The 17,732-nt window shown below is 46.7% G+C and carries 18 protein-coding genes; 5 read left to right on the top strand and 13 right to left on the bottom strand.

The features are described from left to right. Nucleotides 1-60: 60 nt before the first annotated feature. The 3 genes from gpmA to pdxR all read right to left on the bottom strand — a co-directional run bounded on the left by gpmA (nt 61) and on the right by pdxR (nt 3,860). On the bottom strand, nt 61-804 hold the full coding sequence (gene gpmA, locus CA600_RS17320) for a 2,3-diphosphoglycerate-dependent phosphoglycerate mutase (RefSeq protein ID WP_094871678.1): 744 nt from the start codon (nt 802-804) through the stop codon (nt 61-63). Nucleotides 805-1,354: 550 nt separating this feature from the next. Continuing rightward, entirely contained in the window at nt 1,355-2,140 is a 786-nt protein-coding gene (locus CA600_RS17315) for a helix-turn-helix domain-containing protein (RefSeq protein WP_094871677.1), read from the bottom strand. Nucleotides 2,141-2,354: 214 nt separating this feature from the next. Then, entirely contained in the window at nt 2,355-3,860 is a 1,506-nt protein-coding gene (gene pdxR / locus CA600_RS17310) for a MocR-like pyridoxine biosynthesis transcription factor PdxR (protein ID WP_094871675.1), read from the bottom strand. A gap of 143 nt (nt 3,861-4,003) precedes the next feature. On the opposite strand from pdxR, the gene CA600_RS17305 reads away from it, so the two are divergent. From CA600_RS17305 to CA600_RS31565, 3 genes are all read left to right on the top strand, one after another. Next, nucleotides 4,004-4,621, top strand: a complete 618-nt coding sequence (locus CA600_RS17305) for a pyridoxamine 5'-phosphate oxidase family protein (RefSeq protein ID WP_094871674.1) — start codon at nt 4,004-4,006, stop codon at nt 4,619-4,621. A gap of 179 nt (nt 4,622-4,800) precedes the next feature. Continuing rightward, nucleotides 4,801-6,102 carry an aminotransferase class I/II-fold pyridoxal phosphate-dependent enzyme gene (locus CA600_RS17300; RefSeq protein ID WP_094871713.1) on the top strand — a complete coding sequence of 434 codons (1,302 nt, stop codon included), beginning with the start codon at nt 4,801-4,803 and terminating at the stop codon, nt 6,100-6,102. Nucleotides 6,103-6,251: 149 nt separating this feature from the next. Next, nucleotides 6,252-6,374: a YjcZ family sporulation protein gene (locus CA600_RS31565; protein ID WP_218641867.1), complete on the top strand. Its 123-nt coding sequence runs from the start codon at nt 6,252-6,254 to the stop codon at nt 6,372-6,374. 140 nt (nt 6,375-6,514) lie between these two features. Here CA600_RS31565 and CA600_RS17295 read toward each other — a convergent pair whose 3' ends face one another. The 5 genes from CA600_RS17295 to CA600_RS17275 form a co-directional block, all read right to left on the bottom strand. After that, entirely contained in the window at nt 6,515-7,735 is a 1,221-nt protein-coding gene (locus CA600_RS17295; RefSeq protein ID WP_094871672.1) for an ABC transporter permease, read from the bottom strand. Between the two features lies 1 nt (nt 7,736). Further along, the gene (locus tag CA600_RS17290; RefSeq protein ID WP_094871670.1) at nt 7,737-8,483 is read right to left on the bottom strand and encodes an ABC transporter ATP-binding protein; all 747 of its coding nucleotides are present in this window, start codon (nt 8,481-8,483) and stop codon (nt 7,737-7,739) included. Further along, nucleotides 8,480-9,982: a DEAD/DEAH box helicase gene (locus CA600_RS17285; protein ID WP_094871669.1), complete on the bottom strand. Its 1,503-nt coding sequence runs from the start codon at nt 9,980-9,982 to the stop codon at nt 8,480-8,482. The genes CA600_RS17290 and CA600_RS17285 overlap by 4 nt, the downstream gene beginning before the upstream one ends. 97 nt (nt 9,983-10,079) lie before the next feature. Then, nucleotides 10,080-10,856, bottom strand: a complete 777-nt coding sequence (locus CA600_RS17280) for an SDR family NAD(P)-dependent oxidoreductase (protein WP_076300333.1) — start codon at nt 10,854-10,856, stop codon at nt 10,080-10,082. 28 nt (nt 10,857-10,884) lie between these two features. Then, the gene (locus tag CA600_RS17275; protein ID WP_042130872.1) at nt 10,885-11,340 is read right to left on the bottom strand and encodes a chemotaxis protein CheX; all 456 of its coding nucleotides are present in this window, start codon (nt 11,338-11,340) and stop codon (nt 10,885-10,887) included. A gap of 253 nt (nt 11,341-11,593) precedes the next feature. Between CA600_RS17275 and CA600_RS17270 the strand changes: the two genes are divergently transcribed. After that, nucleotides 11,594-12,496 (top strand): LysR family transcriptional regulator, encoded by a 903-nt coding sequence (locus tag CA600_RS17270; protein ID WP_094871667.1) that lies wholly within the window; start codon nt 11,594-11,596, stop codon nt 12,494-12,496. A gap of 69 nt (nt 12,497-12,565) precedes the next feature. Next, the gene (locus CA600_RS17265; RefSeq protein WP_094871666.1) at nt 12,566-13,375 is read left to right on the top strand and encodes a histidinol-phosphatase; all 810 of its coding nucleotides are present in this window, start codon (nt 12,566-12,568) and stop codon (nt 13,373-13,375) included. Nucleotides 13,376-13,473: 98 nt separating this feature from the next. On the opposite strand, the gene CA600_RS17260 is transcribed toward CA600_RS17265, so the two are convergent. The 5 genes from CA600_RS17260 to sdhB all read right to left on the bottom strand — a co-directional run bounded on the left by CA600_RS17260 (nt 13,474) and on the right by sdhB (nt 17,661). Further along, the gene (locus CA600_RS17260) at nt 13,474-14,214 is read right to left on the bottom strand and encodes an NADPH-dependent oxidoreductase (protein WP_094871664.1); all 741 of its coding nucleotides are present in this window, start codon (nt 14,212-14,214) and stop codon (nt 13,474-13,476) included. 174 nt (nt 14,215-14,388) lie between these two features. After that, entirely contained in the window at nt 14,389-14,931 is a 543-nt protein-coding gene (locus tag CA600_RS17255; protein ID WP_094871663.1) for a GNAT family N-acetyltransferase, read from the bottom strand. A 34-nt stretch (nt 14,932-14,965) separates the two neighbouring features. Beyond that, a complete protein-coding gene (locus tag CA600_RS17250) occupies nt 14,966-15,898 on the bottom strand; it encodes a metallophosphoesterase (RefSeq protein WP_094871661.1) in 933 nt (310 codons plus the stop codon). A 19-nt stretch (nt 15,899-15,917) separates the two neighbouring features. After that, nucleotides 15,918-16,709, bottom strand: coding sequence for a DUF3891 family protein (locus tag CA600_RS17245; protein ID WP_094871660.1), 792 nt, complete (start codon nt 16,707-16,709; stop codon nt 15,918-15,920). A 187-nt stretch (nt 16,710-16,896) separates the two neighbouring features. Further along, nucleotides 16,897-17,661 carry a succinate dehydrogenase iron-sulfur subunit gene (sdhB, locus tag CA600_RS17240; protein ID WP_042130877.1) on the bottom strand — a complete coding sequence of 255 codons (765 nt, stop codon included), beginning with the start codon at nt 17,659-17,661 and terminating at the stop codon, nt 16,897-16,899. Between the last annotated feature and the right edge of the window lie 71 nt (nt 17,662-17,732).

Raw genomic sequence — 17,732 nt, 5'->3', positions numbered from 1 at the left:
GCCCCACGGCTGTCCTTCCTCTTTTCAAGCCATTATCTGCTCTTTACACCTGTTACGCTATTACACATGTCCTTGCTTAGCAACATCAAGCGCCTTGGCGGCAACCTGTTCTGGATCTCCTAAATAAAAGCGGCTGATTGGATTAATGTCCTCATCTAGTTTGTACACGAGTGGTACCCCTGTAGGAATATTGAGCTCCAGCAGTGCTGCCTCATCAATATCCTCCATAAATTTGATCAACGCTCTCAGTGTATTGCCATGGGCTGAAATGAGCACCCGTTCCTTTTTACGCACAAGGGGGACGATGCGATTTCTCCAGAAATCACCCACACGATGAACAGTATCTTCCAGACTCTCGCCTCGCGGAATATCCTTCGGACGAATACTGCTATAACGAATGTCGTTTCTGGCATACCGAGGATCATTAAGCTCCAGCAGTGGAGGCCGAACCGATAAACTCCGTCGCCAGAGATGCAATTGTTCTTCACCGTATTTTATCGCCGTTTCACTTTTACTAAGTCCCTGAAGTGCACCATAATGCCGTTCATTCAGCTTCCAGGACTTTTGCACAGGAATCCACAGCAGATCCATTTCATCGAGAACATAGTTGAGTGTTTTGATCGATCGTTTAAGTACCGATGCAAAAGCTAGATCAAACGTATACCCTTCATCCTTCAAAAGCTTGCCAGCAGCCTTAGCCTCTAGAATACCCTTTTCGGTTAAATCCGGATCACTCCAACCCGTAAACAAATTTTGCACATTGTACTGGCTTTCACCATGACGTATTAGTACGATTTCGTACATTTTATCTCTCCTCCCACCTGTATGCTCTGGAACTCTGTTACTTCATGCAATAGATCAGCCTGATAATCTCTAGTATGGGCGTTTTTTCGCCAATTGAATGTAAGATATGCAACAGAATGCAAAATTACCCTCACAGGAGATTTATTCTATTGTATCAAATACAACAAGAGGAACGATAAATCCTTCAGTTTGCCAAGCATAAATGCCTAGCGGCATCCTTATAAGGACGGTAAGCGTTGATCTCTTATATTTCAAAAAAACCGGAAGCCTGTTGGCCCCGGTTATTTAAAGTCTTTGGTCATGTCCAGCGATTATATACCTATTTACTCAGTTTAGAACCAGCTGTCTATGGCAAAAGCACTCGATTGCTTTAATCTTCTTAAACGGTTTCTAAAAAGCCCTGCGCCTCCACTTTTACAATCGGTGTTGCAGATTCGGCGTCTGATCATCATCCCATGCGTCTCCCCTTCCAAGAAGTATGTAAATTCTCTGTAAACTAAACTGCAAAGTATTTACCCTTGGATGAAATAACTGAAACAACGAATGCAAATCAGCGGATCTCAGATGGACTTTTTCCGGTATACTGCTTGAACTGGCGGCTGAAAAAGAATATGTCACGGTATCCAAGCGCATCTGCTACTTCAGTAACATTCATTCCTGCGTAAAGCAACAAATGCTGAGCACGCTCAATCCGGGCTCGAATGACATAAGATTGAACGGAAGAGCCAGTAAGCTCCTTGAACTTAATTGAGAAATACCGCGGCGACAGCCCTGCACGTGCAGCAAGATCCTCTACGCGATGCGAAATCCCGGGATGTTGGCTCACATAGTTCGCTATTTCATGAATAATCTCAGTTAAATGGTTGCTAGCATAACGTTCTACAGGCTTCACTCGATCCTCCCTAAGCAGATGAATCATTAGTTGCTTTAGAACAAGCTGCCCTTCTTCCTCAGCTGCGTACGTATCCACTAGGAACAGCCTGACGTAACGAGCAAGCAGATGCTCAAATTCAACGGTTTCTGCGAGTACGCGATAGGGCAGAGGAATTTCCGTCACCTCTCCGGTGACATCAAAATGAATATATGTAAGGACAAGCGGTCTTTGCGGATTATGAGTAGCGCTAGTATGGTCACCCGGACGGAACAGGAAGCAGCTTCCCTTGCCCACTTGGAAGGGTTCCCCGTTACGTATAACCGTCCCTTCCCCGCTCCATACATAGAATAAATCATAATTTTGCAGCGACTTCTCTCTTTTTTGCCATTTCCAGCTTGGTTCGCACACAATCTTCGCCAAGGCAGGTAATATAACAAAAGAGGACGGCGATGCGTGCAGCATAACGTTCCCTCCCAAAAGTTTTGTTAGCATAAACTACTTTGAGTTTCTTCGCAAAACTTGCTTCGTAAGCATTCGTTTCGTTTTGTTAGCATAAACTGCTTGAGTTACTTGCCAAAACTTACATCGTTAGCATAATCTACTCTGAGTTACTTCGCAAAACTTGCATCATAAGCATTGACTTCATTTTGCTGTCCATCCCCACCATCATACCTTGTCATGTTGCATTTTGTACATCTTGCCACGACAAAAGGAGGCGCTTTATTCCTTCCTCCAGCTCCACAGCATTCAGATGGGCAAAAGCAAAACATGCGGCTGGCTCCCCAGCCGAAACTTGATATAACGCCGCATCTCTGAAATCTGTGCCGCGCCTGTGCGCCGCCGCCCGGAATGCCACGAACTCTTCTCTACTGCGCAGCCACCGCGCATATACTTGTAGCCCCGCATCGCCAGGCAACAGTTCAAACAGCTCATTCAACTGTTCCGACAGCAGAGTCCTAAGAATACGGCCACGTTCGCCGTAAATGCGGGTCATCCGGCGCAGATGACGACTATAGCCGCCGGTATTCATGAACCGCGTCAACGCACGCTGTTCCAGCAGTCCTACTGGCAAGGGCTCATATAACGCCTTGGCGGCGATCGTCGGCTTCACCAGCGAGGGTGGGAGCACTGCGAAGCCAAGCCGAAGGCCAGAGAACATCGTGTTTGAGAAGGAGCCAATATACACGACCTGTTCTCCGCGATCTAGCGCTTTTAAAGGCTCAATTGGACGTCCTGACCACCGAAACTCACTGTCATAATCATCTTCAATGATCACCGCATCATGCCGCTGCGCCCATTCCAGCAAGATTCGCCTCCGTTCCAAAGGCAGCACCACACCTGTAGGAAATTGACGACTCGTTGTAACAAACAACAGACGCGCATCCCAATCCTCCGGGATAAGACCGCTGTCATCCAGCTTTCCTGACAGCAATCGTCCCCCGTTAATCTCTACCGCTCGGCGAATCCCATGAAAGCCTGGGTCCTCGACAACCGCTGCGCCTCCTGCATCCAGCAGTAACTGTGTCAAAATAACGATGCCTTGCATCGAACCGCTAAACAATACGATATGCTCTGCATCCGCACGAATTCCGCGGGTAATCCGCAGATGTGCAGCAATAGCTTTCCGAAGTCCTTCATCTCCTTGAGGTGGACAAGTACTTTGAAGCAATCCGCCTTCCTTCCCTCCGGCATAGGACAGCGCACTACGCCATTCGGAGTAAGGAAAATGCTCCATCCTCATACCACTGCTAAGAAAGCTTATAACATTGTTGCTACGCTGCTCATACAAAGGTGTCGGACGCGCAAGTAGTCGCCTTCCCCATGCCGAGAGTGGGATCATTCTCTCTGATGCAAGGCCTCCCCCAGCAACATCTGCCACTTCACCCCAAGCTGCATTTTCACGCTTAATATCTCCAGAAGCTGAAGAGAAGCTATCTTCTGATACGAATGTCCCCCGCCCTGTCACCGTCCTTACATAACCATCAGCAAGCAGCATTTCGTACACCTGCGAGACTGAACCGCGCGACATGTCATAGTGCATAGCCAAACTTCGTGTAGACGGCAGCTGCGTGCCACCTTGGAGAATCCCCTCCAATATTGCAGCGCGGAGCGCATGATATAGCGCTAGATATTTGTAGCGGTGTATTGCCAGATATTGATCGTATGCCAGCGTGATATTCATTGTTTCCCTCCTTGGCCAGCAAGTGGTCCATTAAAAACTATCTTAATTGGTCCTTTTTAATTGTCAATGACTCTTCTATTCTTGAAAGAACATCTACATTGGAGCAAACGCTCTACACTAATAAGAAAAAGGAAGTGATCCCTATGCGCAGAAAAGAATTTCAAGTAGATCAGGAGGAAGAATTGGCCTCTTTTCTAGACGGAATGAGCTATGGTTTTCTCGGGACAAGCGATGAACAAGGGCTACCGCGGGTGACGCCGCTGAATTTTGTATATACAGATGGGTGTTTCTATTTCCACGGCAGTCATGCTGGCGGCAAAATGGAGGCGATCCGCAATCAGCAGAAGGTCTGCTTTACCGTAGCAGATGAGTATGCGCTGATTCCGTCTTATTTTAGTGATCCTGAGATGGCCTGCCCAGCCACCGCATATTTTAAAAGTGTCACCGCCTACGGCATAGCCGAACCTGTAGATGACATTAGCGAAAAAGCCATCGTACTCTCCTTGTTTATGAAAAAACTCCAGCCCGAGGGTGGTTATGAGCCTATTGATGCTGAAGACCCTAGGTACCGTCCCCGTCTAAAGGGAGTCGCGGTAGTGCGCATTACTCCGGATGAGATCACGGCAAAGTTTAAGTTTGGGCAGAATCTAAAAGAAGAAGGACGTTCCGGGGTCATTTCCGGCCTATCTGAAAGAAATCATCCACGGGATGAAGAAACCATAGAAATGATGAAAAAATACTGCCCCTACCACTCCGAATAATAGTTACGGATAAACCAGTTTCTCGTACAAAATAAGCACTACGTATAGTGTAAAACTTAAACTTCCTTAAATTTTTAAAAAACGTATCTTTCCAAGTGACGGTTGCAAGTGGCGGTGATATAATGTTAGGCAATGTTAACAGTATGTTATCCCCAAAGAACCCTGGAAGGATGAAACTGATGAATCCACTAGCTGGACAATTAAACGAAAGTATCAAAGCAGGAAATGAACATGTGTACGATATGCTCTCTACGCTTGGCAAAGAAATTTATTTCCCTAAAGAGGGTATCCTGAGCCAATCCGCTGAAGCAGGAGCTCACGCCAAGAAATATAACGCAACCATCGGTATTGCTACTGAAGGTGGCGTGCCTATGCACCTCGGCGTCATCCAGGATAAACTATCCGCTTACAGCCCTAAGGATCTGTATAGTTACGCTCCTCCAGCAGGTAAACCAGAGCTGCGTACTGTATGGCGTGAAAAGATGCTGCGCGAAAATCCATCGCTAGAAGGTAAAACCATCAGCAATCCTGTTGTAACCAACGCCCTGACTCATGGGCTTAGCATTGTCGCTGACCTCTTCGCTGAGCCAGGTGACGCTATTATCTACCCAGACAAGAACTGGGAGAACTATGAATTAACCTTCGGAATCCGCCGCCATGGGGAAACCGTTAACTATCCGCTATTCACAGAAGAAATGACTTTCAATAGTGCGGGTCTGGAAGAAGCCTTGCTGGCTCAAAAAGAACGCGGCAAAGCCATTGTGCTTTTGAACTTCCCAAACAATCCTACAGGTTATACTCCGGGGATTAAGGAAGGCGATGAAATCGTCGCAGCTATCCTTCGTGCGGCTGAGGAAGGCATTAACGTGGTTGTCGTAAGTGATGATGCCTACTTCGGACTGTTCTTTGAAGACTCACTAAAGGAATCATTATTCGGTAAGCTTGCTCATCTGCACCCACGTGTGCTTCCAATCAAAATTGACGGTGCTACTAAAGAAGAATTCGTCTGGGGCTTCCGTGTTGGCTTCATCACTTATGCCTCGGAAGACAAGGATTTGCTGGCCGCATTGGAGCAAAAAACATTAGGCATCATTCGCGCCACTATTTCCAGTGGTGCACACCCATCACAGACCTTCGTACTGGATGCACTGAAATCTCCACAATTCGAAGAACAGAAGGAAGAGAAGTTCCAAATCATGAAGGGCCGTGCGAATAAAGTAAAAGCGCTGCTCGATAGCGGCAAATACGGCGATGATGTATGGACGTATTATCCTTTTAACTCCGGCTACTTCATGTGTCTGAAGCTGCATACTGTTTCGGCTGAAGCTCTTCGGCTTCACCTGATTCATAATTATGGACTGGGCACTATCGCTCTCGGTGAAACAGATCTGCGGATTGCTTTCTCTTGTATCGAAGAGGCTCAGCTCGAAGATCTGTTTGATCTTGTATACGCAGGCGTTCGTGATCTGGAAAAAGCGTAACAAATCTTTCATACTCCTTACAATCAGCTCCGTTTCTACGGGGCTGATTTTTTTTCTGGACTCCTCCGGCATTGGCCTATACATGCTTCTCTCTCCGCACATACAATACGATGTACTCAAGTACAACACACACCGAAAGGGGAATGAACATGAGCGAAGAAGTAAGAGGCGGATTTAACGGTTGTTGTGGAGGCGGCGGATTCACAAGTACTGGCGCCATTCTGGTTCTCTTTATCCTGCTGGTTATCATCAGCCGTTCACTCTTTGTCTAACTAGAGATGACAGTTACGGGAGAGAGCCTTGAGCTCTTTCCCTTTTCCAATGCTACACCTCATTCCCCACACAAAAAAGGCTTCCTCATCCGTAGAATCCTCTACTTTTGAGAAAGCCTTTTTTATTTTGAAATCATCTCTTACAAATCCTCGTCAACCATCCGTGCCGCTTTGCGGGACAAGTATCCCTTAAACAGAAAGGATACCAGAATCCCTGCTACAAATGTACCAATCACTGGTAGTAGACGGTCGCCTATAGAGGCTAAGAAAGGTAAACCAAGAATCAGTGCCACTACCAGATGTGCGCGGAATACAAATTGTGTTGTGTTATCCGCCTTACTGCCTTCAGGAAAGGGATACACTGTCAGCCAAAAAGACTCACTATGCAATTTGCGGAGTGCCGACAACTGTACACCAATAATGAACAGGAAGAACAAATAGATGGCGGTGCCGAAGTAACTGTCATGGTTCAACCAATTCAGCAGCAAAGCCAGTACCGAAATCCGCATAATGATTCCGAAGATGTCTCCCCGGGCGAAGCTCTTGGTCAGCAGATAGCGGTAAGCCGTATCCTTACGCCAAGGGAGCTTTGCGCCCCATTTGGAAAGATAACGACGAGCATATACCCGTTGCTCACGACCCGGTACATCCACGAACCAGCCCAGAACCATCAGCGCGCGTCCACCTTGATTCTTTTCCATGGCGATTAGTCTTTCCCATGGTACAGCGTGACGTGCAGGGACAGACAGTGCGACAAGATAGGCTGCTGCTAATAACACGATAAAGATTAGACTTGAGCCGACTGGCTGCCACAACCAAGCGGCAATGATTAATCCGCCGACTGCCCAGCGTAAGAAAGTAAATAGACCTGCCATCGGACGCGACAGCATAGCTATCTCTTTCCATAAACCGTAACTCGCAATTAACTTCACAGCTATCAAAATCAATATGGTAAATAAAAGTCGCTTAGGATTGTCATCTGTACGTATGTACAACGGCCAAAGAGTAATGAGCACAAATAACAATCGAACAATCTTCCATACGTTCCCACTAACCCACGAAGGTGCAAAATATTCCTTCATCCGATGACCTTGAGGCAGTAGAAAGATCGTATCTGGGGTCTGCAAATAAGTACGGAAGCTGCTATGCACTGCCGCAGGCAGCAGTATTGCAAGCATAATCCAACGAATGGGAATGCCTTCAGGCACATTCTGTAACAGCGATGTATACCAAGCTGAGAAGACAATTAACACAAAGAGGAAGACCATAGCTACGCCGCTTTGAATGATATATCCTACATAAGGAAGCATGCTTCCCATGAATCGACCTCGCCGCGTGCGCCGCAGCTCTTTCAAATCCATATTATTTCCCTCCCTGAACCAGCTCATAGAACAGCTGCTCCAAAGTCAGCCCCTGTAGTCCAGTGGTTGCCGCAATTTCTTCCAGCGTTCCCTGAGCAATCACCTTACCTTTATGCAGCACAATAAAGCGGTCGCAATAATTCTCAATGGTAGAAAGAATATGAGAGCTGAGCAGAATAGAGGATCCTGATTTTTTCAGGTCCATCATGAAATCAAGCAACGAGCGAATACCTAAAGGATCTAGCCCTAAAAAAGGCTCATCGATTACATATAACGCCGGCCGCGCAACGAAAGCACACATGATCATGACCTTCTGCTTCATGCCTTTAGATAGATGGGTCGACAACGTGTCCATCTTATCTTCCATATGGAACAGCTTCGCTAGATGTGAGGTGCGGGTTTCGTAATCACTTTGTTCAATCCCGTACGCTCTTGCTGTAAATTCAACATGCTCACGTACCGTCAATTCATCATATAAAAGAGGCGATTCAGGCACAAAAGTTAAAGCATTGTGATATCCGATGGGATCTTCTGCACGGGTCTTACCCTTTACTGTGATATCGCCCTTATGGGGCGACATCAATCCTAGAATATGCTTCATGGTCGTACTTTTTCCTGCTCCATTTAAACCAATTAAACCAACCATCTCGCCAGGCTGCACCTGAAGTGCAATATCATGCAGCACCGGCTTATTCAGGCTGTATCCACCACTGAGGCCCGTAATTTGCAATACGGGAGAATTATTCATTGACCGTCACCTCTCGGAGTTTTGTCTTTCAACCACTTTGGTGCTCCTTTATTCTTACGGTTCTTCTCACGTTCCGCATTGCTGCTGCGTTTGCTTCGTGCAGGAGTCGCACCTCCACGCGCGCCTGTAGAAGGATTCACACTGCGCTGAGAATCGCGCTGTGGTTCTACGCTTGCCTCACTTGTCTGGATCGTAGCCAGTCTTTTAACAGGTTGCCGCTCTGTGCTGGTTGTAGACGGCTGGGTTCCTGCATTCCCAGATGTTCGCGCCTGTGGCTTACTGATATGCGGAGAAGAAGCATCGCGGCGTTGTCCGCTGTTCTCATTTCGTCCCCGTCCACTATTCAAAGCATTGCGCGCTTCATCTGCTGCTAGCACCTTGCCACCGACCATTTCCCGCTCTTCAAGGGAAATATCCAGTTCACGCGCAAATTTACGCATAATAAAGGTCTGCTGCTCTGTAACAATCGTTACGGATAATCCGCGTTTTCCCATCCGGCCCGTACGACCCGCACGGTGTACATAATGCTCGGAATCAAAGGCAGGATCGAAGCTAACTACCAGTGACAAATTCTCAATATCCAGTCCTCTGGCAGCTACATCACTGGCAACAAGCACACGGAATTTCCCCTCACGGAAACGTGACAATACATTACTGCGCGTTACTTTATCAGCATCACCGTAAAGTGCCGCCGCGGTTAGTCCAAGATGGTTCAGCTTAGCCTCTACCTCTGCAATATCATCTGTAGCATTCACGAACACAATCGCTTTATCTGGATTGTAATGACGGATGACCCGGCGTAGCATGTCTATTTTATTGCGTTCTTCAGTGACAACATAATGATGCTCTAAACTCTCTGCCGTCATTACACCTGGAGCAATTCCAACCTCTGCCGGGTTCTTCATTTCACGATTTGCCAAGGCTTTCGTCTCCGGCCCAATGGTTGCAGACAGCATAACGAGCTGGCGTGAACGCAGTGCGCTGCTAACAATTTTCGTTACCTCTCCGGCCCCGCTTAGCTGGAACATTTGGTCCGCTTCATCTAGAACAATCGTGCTGACTTCATGCATCTTTAACTTGCGAAGACCAATCAATTCGCGAATCCGGCCAGGGGTTCCCACAACAAGCTGTGGATGCTCACGCAGTTTGTCAATCTGCCGTTTGATGGCTGCTCCGCCAATAAGACCCATTACTCGAATCCCACGGTGTTCGCCATAACGTTCCGCCTCACGTAAGATTTGCATCGCCAGCTCCTGTGTAGGGGCGAGCACCAGCTTTTGGACCACCTTCTGCTCCGGGTTGATCGTTTGAAGCAGAGGCAACAGATAGGCCAAGGTCTTACCCGTTCCAGTCTGGGAAGCAGCAATAACATCTCTTCCCTCCAGCAGAAGTGGAATCGTCTGCTCTTGTACCGGGGATGGGGCGTTAATACCGAATTCCGACAATCGGGCAACTAGGTCTTCCTGAATGCCGATAGCCGCAAAAGAAGCTTTATTCATAAGTGTAATTCATCCTTTTCGCTTGAGATAATATCTTCATTATATGCCAAAAAGGCCTCTCCACCAAATGGAAGGCCAATAATGCTGACGGCAGGCTCTATTTTCTGTTCATCGCATTATAAGTAAGCTTGTCCGCCAGACGAGGAAACAGACCGTAAAGCCGAATACCAAACCCTGCTAAACCCGGTAGATCAATCTCTTCTTTGCCAGTTTCCATGACCTTTACGATCTTGGAAGAGACATGTTCTGGTGTCATCATCATCCGAGCTACACTCTTTTCATAATTGCCGGAAGGGTCAGCCGTTTTGAAGAAATCAGTGGCAATGGGGCCCGGGTTGACAGCCGAAACGATAATGCCGCTCTTCCGCAGCTCCTGACGGAGTGCATTCGTGAATCCGAGAACAGCATGCTTGGTGGCTGTATAGGCTACCGATTTGGCTGTACCGATCTTCCCTGCCATAGAAGCCACATTTACGATCTGGCCACTTCCCCGCTCTAACATATGTGGAACAACAGCCTTTGTACAACGAACAATCCCCATATAGTTAACATCCATCATATCATCAAACTCATGAGGCTCCATCTCTGTAAAAGCGGCGAATTTACCGTACCCTGCATTATTTAGCAAAATATCAATTCTGCCGTAAGTCGCCAAAATTTGAGCAAAGGTCTCTTGTACACCATCGGCATCTGTTACATCGCATGTATACAGTCCAAAAACGCCCGGAATACCGGCCGCCGTTTCTTTCAACTTCGCTTCAGAACGTGCCAAAAGGATCGGAATCGCACCTTGCTTACTAAGCATTTGTGCGGTTAATGCACCAATACCGCTGGATGCTCCTGTAATCACAACAACCTTATCTTTAAGTACCATAAACGGTATTTCAGCTCCTAACTCTTGCCTAAGAGATCATCACCTGAATATCCATCTCTCCAACCCCATCCATCAACAATGGAATACTAAGTGCTCTGCGAGGCAAAAAAGACATACTCTCAAGCTTCATAATTTGGGGAGGACTTATATCCACTGAAACCCCCTGATTATATAAAATCGTACTGGCATTTCCACTGATCATATTGCCTAGCTCTGAAATTGCACTCTGACCCATCTCATCCATCTCCGTAATCACATAGCCGCCCATCATAATCGATACCATTCGCAAGGCTACCTGCTCTGCGATACCAAATATAATATTTCCGCTCAGCTGGCCTGTCATTCCCACTTGAATCCATATATGATTATCGATCAGTTCAATTTCTTTGATGCCTAAATTCCCAGTGGAAGGCGAGACCTGAATCACTTGTTCTATAACAGTCCGTGCAGATTCTAAAAAAGGATTAATTACTTCTGCTTTCATGAAAGTCCAGTCTCCTCCTCTATCGTGCTTTAGTCATATACCAAAAGTCCCAAGTAATATGGATTTATTATACTTTATATATCGGCACAATTCAGCAAAAATTAATGTACATGTCGAATTCGAACCCAAGTTTGTTTATGTTGCAACATTGCTCTGTCGGGGATTATCTCCTATAATTTAAATCAAATGCCAACATGGAACGTAATATTTCACCCTATCACTTTCATATTCGCTTGTCCAAAGGAGGTATTCCATGAACATCAGCCAGCTGGAGACATTAATAACGATCTCCAAAACGATGAGCTTTCGCAAGGCCGGAGAACTGCTTAACTTGACCCAACCGGCGGTTTCAGCACAAATCAAGAGCCTTGAAGAAGAGTTCAAAACACAGCTGGTTGACCGGAACCAGCCTGTTACGTTAACCGATCGAGGGACTGTATTTCTGGAGCATGCGGAACAAATTGTGTCGATTGTCGAGGAGCTTAAACAGAGACTTGCGGATCTTGAAGATAATCCCCAAGGACATATTATTCTCGGCACTACTACCTCTATCGCCATTCAAATTTTACCGCGTATTTTATCCTATTTTAAAGACCAGTTCCCTCATATCAAAACATCTATTTCCTCTATGTCCTCGTCTCAAATTTATCAACATGTCGAGAATGGCATTGTCGATGTCGGCATTGGCTATTTGATCGGACGTAGTCCGAGTATGACTACTTCCATTCTTTATTATGATACATTCGAGTTGGTGGTCTCACCCAGACACCCCCTGGCTCAAGTTAAGACTGCAGGTATTGAAGCCCTAAGCAAAACCCCGCTAATTCTGCTCTCACCGGATACAGTGGGCCGTAAATTTGCCGATGAAGTATTCTCCAAGCATGGCATAGAGCCACAGGTAATAATGGAACTGACCAGCAGCGAGGAAGTGAAACGGATGGTAGAGCTCGATTTAGGTGCAGCCATTATTTCCAAGCAGTCAGTAACCGCTGAGGTGCGAGCCGGTTCCCTCAAAATTGTGCCTATTATTGAATTGGAGGTCACGCATCCTGTAGGTGTCATAACGAAGTCTGGAAAATACGTGAACTCAGCTATGAGACAGTTTCTTAGTGATCTCAAAGGTATGCCGGAGACACAATTTATTGGGTCTGAATAAAAAACACCCAAAAGTGGAATCGATACTTCTGAGCTAATTGCATAACCTTGTTTAAAGGAGTTGATCTTGATGAAATTTGACCTGCATACACATCATTTTCGCTGTGGCCATGCCGATGGAACGATTAGAGATTATATCGAAGCCGGAATTTCAGCAGGGTTAGGGGTAATAGGCATTTCTGACCACACCCCTTATTTTGGAAGCCCTTCCGAGCAAGCTTTTCCTCTAATTGCTATGGGTAAGTCCGAATTCTCAAATTATGTTCAGGAAGTGCTCTCCCTCAAAAAAGAATACGAAGGTGTAATCGACGTTCTGCTGGGTATTGAATCAGACTACTTCCCTGAGCATGCCGAGCTTTACCGCAAAACATTATCCGCCTACCCTTTTGATTATGTGATTGGATCGGTACATAGTGTTGGTGGCGTCAGTATCTTTAACAAGGGTCGCTGGAAAGGGCTTAGCAAGAATGAACAGATTCGTGTGAAGTCTGATTATTACCGATTGATTGCTGATTCCGCCCGCAGTGGCATGTTCCAAATTCTCGGACACATTGATGCGATGAAGGGAAATTATCCTGCTTTTTCAGAAATTCCTGCTCCAAAGCCAATTGATGACTGTCTGCAAGTCATTAGTGAATGTGGCGTGGCGATCGAAATTAATACCTCAGGCGGAACCAAGCTGGTTGGCGGTTGGTATCCATCAGAAGATATACTGGAGCGCGCACATCATTTTGGCGTTGAGGTTACTTTCGGATCGGATGCGCATAAGCCATCCCGAGTCGCAGAAGACCGAGATGCGGTAGCCGAGCAGCTTAAAGCGATAGGTTTTACGCATTGGGTTTATTACAAGCAGCGCGAGAAAATTAAAGTTTCACTGTAAAGATTTCTTGTATTTGAACAAATGCACCAAGCGTTATTGGTTTAGGGGTGGGGTTACCCTCCGTTAAACCAATCTCCGCTTGGTGCATTGTCGTTTATTTATAGGTTATCGCAGGTAAACCCTTGCTGCTTCAGAGTACGCTTCGCATCCCCATATTCCGGGTTGATATCGTAAAAATGAGCAATTGTGCTCGTCCAATCCCTCACCGTTAATCCCTGCTGCTGCATATATTCACGGTGGGTTTGATTATACGCCTCCAGGAGACCTTCCACATCCGGATTGTATTGTTCCTCATGAAACACCGCATCCAGCGGCAGCCGCGGCTTCTGTGCGACCTCTTCGGCCGGATATCCGACACAGAGCCCGACGATAGGGAATACGTACTCCGGCAGCTTCAACAGATCAATAACACCTGCTGTATTGCGCCGGACACCCCCAATAGGGATGATCCCGAGTCCCATGGATTCTGCCGCTGCAATCGCGTTAGCCACTGAGATACCGACATCTGTAGCTCCAACGAGCAGAGCATCTACATCTTTTACGGCTTCAAAAGACTTGCCTTCCACTTTACTTGCTAATTTCGCTCTATAGAAGTCCATGCAGAACACCAGAAAGACAGGGGCTGCTGCTACATGCTTCTGATTGCCGCACAAGACCGAAAGCTGCTGCTTACGCGCAGGATCTTTGATAGCTATAATGGAGACCTGCTGTCCATGAACCCATGAGGGCGCTGCTTGGGCGGATTCGATCATTATCTTTAGCTTATCCGGCTCCACTTGTAGATCAGAATACTGCCGGAAAGAACGGTGACTCATTAACGTCTGTATTACATCATTCAAGATGTTACGCCTCCTTCTAAATTCATTCGACTGTTTGTTAATCATAAACGATCGGATTAGGTCCTGACAAAAAAAATGGACCCGAATCATCGGGTCCCAAAGCAGTATATTTTTAAAAGGGGGTCATGTACTTAGTTTAACCGGACACTGTTAGAGTTTCATAACGGCATTATTTCATTTGTGTAACAATGTGAATACTTTCATTACATCGTCCAAGGAGCCTACTTTGGGCATCACCCGTTCCAGCATCATGCCGTTCTTAAGCATCACACGTTCGGATCTAATATTATCTCCTCGGCAGCGCCCTTCGATCCGTGTTATCCCAAGCGTATGAACACTGTAATTTAAAAATAAGCCAACCGCCTCTGTTGCCAATCCCCCTCCCCAGTACACCGGGTCTAGCATATATCCTAAAGTGGCCTTTCCCTCACGGCGGTTCCAATGCTGCAAAGCAACAATACCGATCAACTTCTGCTGCTCCTTCAAATAGATACCCGCATGTAACGCGCAAGGATCGAATGCGAATAACATCCGATTCACCAGCTTCTCCACCTGAGCAAGTTCTGATCCAGCTCCGGTGCGTATTTGAATATGAGCCTGCACTTCTGGACGGGAGAGCAGTTGCTGTAAATGACAAGCATCCTCGGGCGGAATCCTCCTAAGATCAACCGCCATACCTTGTTGCGTCTGGAAAGATACTGCCTCATAAGTACTCATACTCTCTCCTCCTCCATGCAGCTAAAATATCAGCCTATTCGTCCGTTGAATGATGCAATGTCAGCACCGTTAATTCAGGCCTACATAGAAACCGAAAAGGCATGACTGTTTCACCGAAACCTCTATTCACATACACTGGCATGCGCTTGGTATCTGTATAATACAATCCATTTATGTACTTTTGAGACCCATAAGGGGTGAATGGAGCACCTACAAACGGCAGGCGAATCTGTCCCCCATGGCTGTGCCCGGATAGCTGCAGGTGAAATGAATGAGCCTGTGCTATATCAGCATAATCCGGTTCATGCATCATCAGAACGGTAAAGGTTCCTGCAGGCACACCCCTGAGTGCCTTCACAGGGTCAGGCTCACCATGCAGCAGATCATCCAGCCCGGTCACAGCCATAACTGCTCCACCTCTTTTTAGAAGATAAGAATCATTCCTTAGCACCCGGAATCCAGCTGATGTAAACAACTCGATAATCCGCTTCGTATTCTTGAAATCATGGTTGCCTAGCACCGCATATTTTCCTAGAGAAGCACTCAGCTCTGCCAATACAGGTATGGCTTCTACAAGATCCTCAGGGTTGCTGTCCACGATGTCACCTGTAAAACATATAAGATCGGGTTCCTCCTTAGCTATACGCTCTGCAAGTCGAGCCAGATCACGGGCATCCTTATTAAACCCAAGGTGAGTATCACTGAAATGGACAACCTTCATGCCTGAAAAAGCAGAGGGAATATCTTTGAAGGACAATTTCAGCTTAGTAACCTGAATCCAGTTGGGCTCCCCTTGCCAAGCGTAACCACTTGTGAGCAAGCCTGCGCCGATTACAGTAGCCGCACCTCGAACAAGGAATTGCCGGCGGGTCATCGTTGTCTTGCCCTTAGATCGACGTTCAGAGGTGCTAGAGTGAGTGTCTTTATTTTTCTTATTGGGAGAAGCCCCAGACGATTGTATCTTCATACGGAGTTTCTCCTTCCCTTCAGCTTTCGTTTAGAGCCGTTAGTACAATTCTACATTCTTCCTCTGGCGTATCACTGTATGCGGATGCGATGCCTCTCTTAGCAATTTCTGTTTTTGGGACTCGTTTCATCATAAAGGCTACTTCCACCGTCTTCTTAAAGGGAAAAGGATCCAGAATTAACGTTGACTTATCTTTCCACTCCACGGTTATCGTACGACCTGACGTAAAACTGAAATCTTCACTGCCAGAAAACCCTTCACGCCACCATGGATGCTCCTCAGATTTCGGGCTACCCGGCTCATTTAAAGCCAAATATAAAGATAAATCATCGCAGAATTCTAAAAGACGAGCATCATAATACAGTTCATCCTCACCAATCGGTTTGGATACTTCCAGCGCTCGGTGAATACGGGATCTACGTTCCTCTTCATGCGCTTGATACAATTTCAGTTCTGGATTATCCAGTCCCGAAATCTTAATGAGTCGTTCAAAATGCAAGCTGCACAGAAGCGCTCCATAGGGTGTTCGCTCTTCGATCTCATCAAGTCCTCGCTTATAAAAGGTCAGCTTCGGTACCACAGGAAAATCAATAAAGGTGTAAGGCGCGCTCTCCGCATCGTTCCAAAAGGGCGTCTCATCCAGATCAATCCAGCCCCGGTCATGTTCAGCTACCGCCCAAAGCACCTCATCCCGGCGTCCTTCTTCTGGCACATGCTCTTCCTTGAACCAAATGGCAAGCTCTCCAGCTAACTTCCCGTGATCATGCTGTTTAACCATTACAATTGCTCCATCATGCTCCCGACAAATCACGATTATTCCTCCCTGTTGTTCCACACCTAACGTACGTTAACAATGGATATTATAGCATATGCTATTCATTCTTCTGATCTAGACAATTTCCTATTCCCTACCAATTATAAACAAAAAAGCTATCCTCAGCGAATAAAAATCCACCATTGAGGATAGCTCGATATTAAAGATCTGGCGGTACTACTTATTACACACCTAACCAGCGTTTGAACATATGTTTTGTCGTCTGCTTATTAATTTCTGCAATGGAGGTAGTCAGAGGAATCCCTTTTGGACAAGCGCGTACACAGTTCTGTGAGTTACCACAGCCGTCAATACCGCCATCTTCCATCAATGCGTCCAATCTTTCATCAGCATTCATTTCGCCCGTAGGATGAGCATTGAACAGGCGTACTTGAGAGATGGCTGCGGGTCCGATGAAATCCGTCTTCTCGTTGACATTCGGACAAGCCTCCAAGCATACGCCGCAAGTCATACACTTAGATAATTCATAAGCCCACTGCCGTTTCTTCTCCGGCATCCGTGGTCCCGGCCCAAGGTCATACGTACCATCGATCGGAATCCAGGCCTTTACTCGTTTCAGTGCATTGAACATCCGAGTCCGGTCAATCACTAAGTCACGCACCACCGGAAATGTCTTCATTGGCTCAATGCGTACAGGTTGCTCCAGATTGTCTATAAGCGCTGCGCAGGCTTGGCGGGGTTTGCCGTTGATCACCATCGAGCAAGCTCCGCATACCTCTTCTAGACAGTTGGAATCCCAGCATACCGGAACGGTGCTGTCACCTTTGGCATTCACAGGATTACGCTGAATTTCCATCAAAGCACTGATTACATTCATACCCGGACGATAAGGAAGCTCAAATTCCTCAACATAAGATGAGCTTTGTGGATCGTCCTGGCGGGTGATGATAAACTTTACGTTTTTGGGAGCTGTAGCAGTTTCCGCCATAATGGTTCCCTCCTCAAATTGCCTAATTTTATTTCATTAAGCTTGCCTCGCAAGCTGTTTCACTGCTGGGA

This window comes from Paenibacillus sp. VTT E-133280 (genome assembly GCF_002264385.1).
Lineage (GTDB): Bacteria > Bacillota > Bacilli > Paenibacillales > Paenibacillaceae > Paenibacillus_AQ > Paenibacillus_AQ nitricinens.
The sequence above is the reverse complement of the archived record's forward strand: the minus strand, read 5'-3'. Positions and strand labels throughout refer to the sequence as shown.